We start from the raw sequence: 3,317 nt of genomic DNA, 5'->3' as shown, positions 1-3,317 counted from the left end.
TCGAAACTATAAGTTGAACTTCAACTCAACTCTTATTTTAAAGCAAAACAGCTCACAAAAAAAGTGGCCCTTTCGGGCCACTTTCCAAGCTATTTTTTAATAATTATGATCTGCTATACTGCATCTTACGTCATGATTAGTACCACTAGTATCATACGTATAAGTACCGGTAGATTCAGGACATTTTGGCTCAGTCTTTATGTATTTAGGAACCAAGACACCAACAAGTGCGGCATAATCTCCGGTTGGATAAGCGCCCTCAGTCGCGTTATAAGTTTGAATGGCTCCATCCAACGTCCTTAAATTTGCCTTACAGGCATTTGTTTTAGCTTTGAGTTGTGCCTGGTTATACACCGGAATAGCTATACCCACCAAGATTCCGATAATGAGAATAACCACCATCAACTCGACTAACGTAAAACCTTTTTCTCCTTTAAATTTTCTCACAGAATTCACCCCCTTCACTAAGAAAATATTAATTTTTTGCTTCAAACGCCATTCCCCCTTTCGGAAGACAAAAACATCTTTAGCAAAATTTTATGTAACCTAACTGTCTCTACTCTGAAGAGCCGGTAGTTTTGCGACCCCACCTTACGATGGATTTGCCCTTATCTTACTTGCTTTCAAGTTAATATATCGGCAAATTCGTAAAAAACATTAATAAATTTTTAAAACTCATCATTCTCCCATAAGCAACACAACTTGAAACATCGGCATATATAAAGCAATTAACATGCCGCCAATCATTAATCCTATGCCCAATAGCATAAAGGGCTCTATCAATGACGTCATAGTATCAACCGTGGCACTAACTTCTTCATCATAAAAATCGGCAATTTTCTGTAACATTCCATCTAAAACTCCGGTTTCTTCTCCTACGGCAATCATCTGCACAACCATTGGAGGAAAAACCTTGCTCTTCGAAAGTGGTTTTGATATCGTTTCCCCTTCTTTAATACTAACCCCTGCTTCCTTAATATCCCTGGCAATTATTGCATTTCCCGATGTATCAGCGACAATGTCAAGAGCGCCTAAAATTGGAACCCCACTTGACAATAATGTCCCTAAGGTTCTGGAAAATTTAGAAATTGCTATCTTCTTTGTCAATTCCCCAAAAACCGGGAGTTTTAATTTTAGAGAATCAGACAGAAAACGCCCCCGCTCAGTATTGATAAATTTCTTTATCGCGTATATTACTCCAATGGCTCCCACAATAACCAGATACCAAAAATTCTGCACAAAATTACTTATTGAAAGAAGCACCATCGTAGGCAGGGGTAATTGGGCTCCCATTTGGTCAAACATTCCTTTAAAAATCGGAACAACAAAAGTAATCATTACAAACATGAGAACAACAGAAAAAGAGAACACGGCCATCGGATATGCCATCGCCGATTTAATTTTTCGATGTAAATTACCTTCTCTTTCATAATGATCGGCCACTCGAAGGAGAACGTCATCTAAAACACCACCAGCTTCGCCTGCTTTCACCATGTTAATAAAGATACCATGAAAAACTTTCGGGTATTTAGCAAGCGCGTCAGAAAGAGAATTCCCTCCCTCAACATCTTTTCTAACCTTATCAATTACCTCAGAAAGAACTTCATTTTCAGTTTGCTCAGTTAAGATTGCGAGACACTTGGTAAGAGAGAGTCCCGCGTTAATCATGGTTGCAAATTGACGACTGAAAACAGTAATTTCAGTAGATTTAACTTGTTTAAATCGTTTTAATATTTGACTAAAACTTGATGATTCCGCCTTCTCTGAAATATGTATAACTATATAGCCCATTTGCTTCAGTTTCGCTGAAACTGCCATTTGGTTATCGCCTTCAAGCGCCCCTGTTATCAATTTACCTTGTTTGTCTCTAGCTTTATAAGTAAAAGTAGAAGCCAACTTTAACCTCCCTTAACCTTTTCCCATGGACTTATTTAAATCTTCGGGGAAAACAGCCCTTGCAAGAGCCGTATCTAACGATATTAAACCTTTTTTGTAGAGCTCGGCAATGCATTGGTCCATCGTCCTCATTCCATATCTTTGCCCTGTTTGCATAGCACTATAAATTTGATGAGTTTTTGCTTCTCTTATCATATTCCTAATACCTGAGGTAGGAATAAGAATTTCAATTCCGACAACTCTTCCGTTACCATCTTTTTTAGGCAACAATTGTTGTGCCACTATCCCTTGAAGAGTTCCGGCTAACTGAATGCGAACCTGCTGTTGTTGATAAGGCGGAAATACATCGATAATTCTATCGATAGTTTGAGGCGCGTCTTGAGTGTGCAACGTTGCAAACACTAAATGGCCCGTCTCGGCTGCAGTTAAAGCTGCTTGAATAGTCTCTAAATCTCTCATCTCACCGATTAAAATTATATCGGGGTCTTGCCTAAGCACATATTTAAGAGCATTGGTAAACGATTTTGTGTCAGAGCCCACTTCTCTTTGATTTATCATGCATTTTTTATGTTTATGCAAGAATTCAATCGGATCTTCAACAGTCATAATATGCTCTGCTCGAGTTTCGTTAATCATATCGATTAAAGTTGCCAGAGTGGTTGTTTTGCCGCTTCCCGTAGGCCCGGTAACTATTACAAACCCCCTGGGCTTTGCAGCTAAGTCTGCCAAACTTGGAGGAAGGCCTAATTCTTCTAAGGTCTTAATTTCTACAGGGATGGCCCGAAAAGCAGCTCCCAAAGCATTCCTTTGATAATAAACATTTACCCTAAACCGACCTTTGCCTGAAATTCCATAAGAAAAATCCAGTTCCCAATCTCTTTCAAGTTTTTCTCTTTGGTCTTGAGTCAAAATACTATAAATTATTTCCTTAGTGTCCGTCGGCATCAATTTTGGATATTCACCAATATGAGTAAGTTTGCCATTAACCCTCATAATAGGTGGCATTCCAGCGGTAATATGTAAATCAGAAGCATTGCTTTCTAAAATCTTTGGCAACAATTTTATTAAATCTACCAAACCAATCTCCTCCTCGTATTGTAATAACCCTTAATAATAATTCGACTAAAGTCAATAAAATATTTAGTTATATTACAATTCTTGCAATCTCTTCTAAAGAAGTCAGTCCTTTTTTTGCCTTCTCTAAACCGTCTTCTTGTAAGGTAGTCATTCCTTCTGATATCGCAACTTTCATTATTTCATCGGTATTAGCTCTTTCAATTGCAAGTTTCTCTATATTCTCACTCACCAACATAAGCTCATAGAGGCCAATTCTTCCTTTGTAACCGGTATTATTACATTTATTACAACCTTTTGCTCGATAAAAGGTTATATCTTCCTCGAGCGAAATCCCAAATTCTTTT

At 38.0% G+C, this 3,317-nt stretch carries 3 protein-coding genes, 1 pseudogene and 1 riboswitch; all 4 genes and pseudogenes read right to left on the bottom strand.

What is annotated here, in order from left to right; genetic code table 11:
- Nucleotides 1-96: 96 nt before the first annotated feature.
- On the bottom strand, nt 97-447 hold the full coding sequence (locus Q7U95_RS01555; protein ID WP_308751523.1) for a prepilin-type N-terminal cleavage/methylation domain-containing protein: 351 nt from the start codon (nt 445-447) through the stop codon (nt 97-99).
- 90 nt (nt 448-537) lie between these two features.
- A riboswitch (cyclic di-GMP riboswitch) is annotated at nt 538-617 on the bottom strand.
- Nucleotides 618-678: 61 nt separating this feature from the next.
- Entirely contained in the window at nt 679-1,896 is a 1,218-nt protein-coding gene (locus Q7U95_RS01550) for a type II secretion system F family protein (RefSeq protein ID WP_308751522.1), read from the bottom strand.
- Nucleotides 1,897-1,908: 12 nt separating this feature from the next.
- Nucleotides 1,909-2,973: a type IV pilus twitching motility protein PilT gene (locus Q7U95_RS01545; RefSeq protein ID WP_308751521.1), complete on the bottom strand. Its 1,065-nt coding sequence runs from the start codon at nt 2,971-2,973 to the stop codon at nt 1,909-1,911.
- A 67-nt stretch (nt 2,974-3,040) separates the two neighbouring features.
- A pseudogene (locus Q7U95_RS01540) lies at nt 3,041-3,317 on the bottom strand (type IV-A pilus assembly ATPase PilB); the annotation flags it as partial.

Source organism: Candidatus Oleimmundimicrobium sp., assembly GCF_030651595.1.
Lineage (GTDB): Bacteria > Actinomycetota > Aquicultoria > UBA3085 > Oleimmundimicrobiaceae > JAUSCH01.
This window is presented reverse-complemented; position numbering and strand designations above follow the sequence as displayed.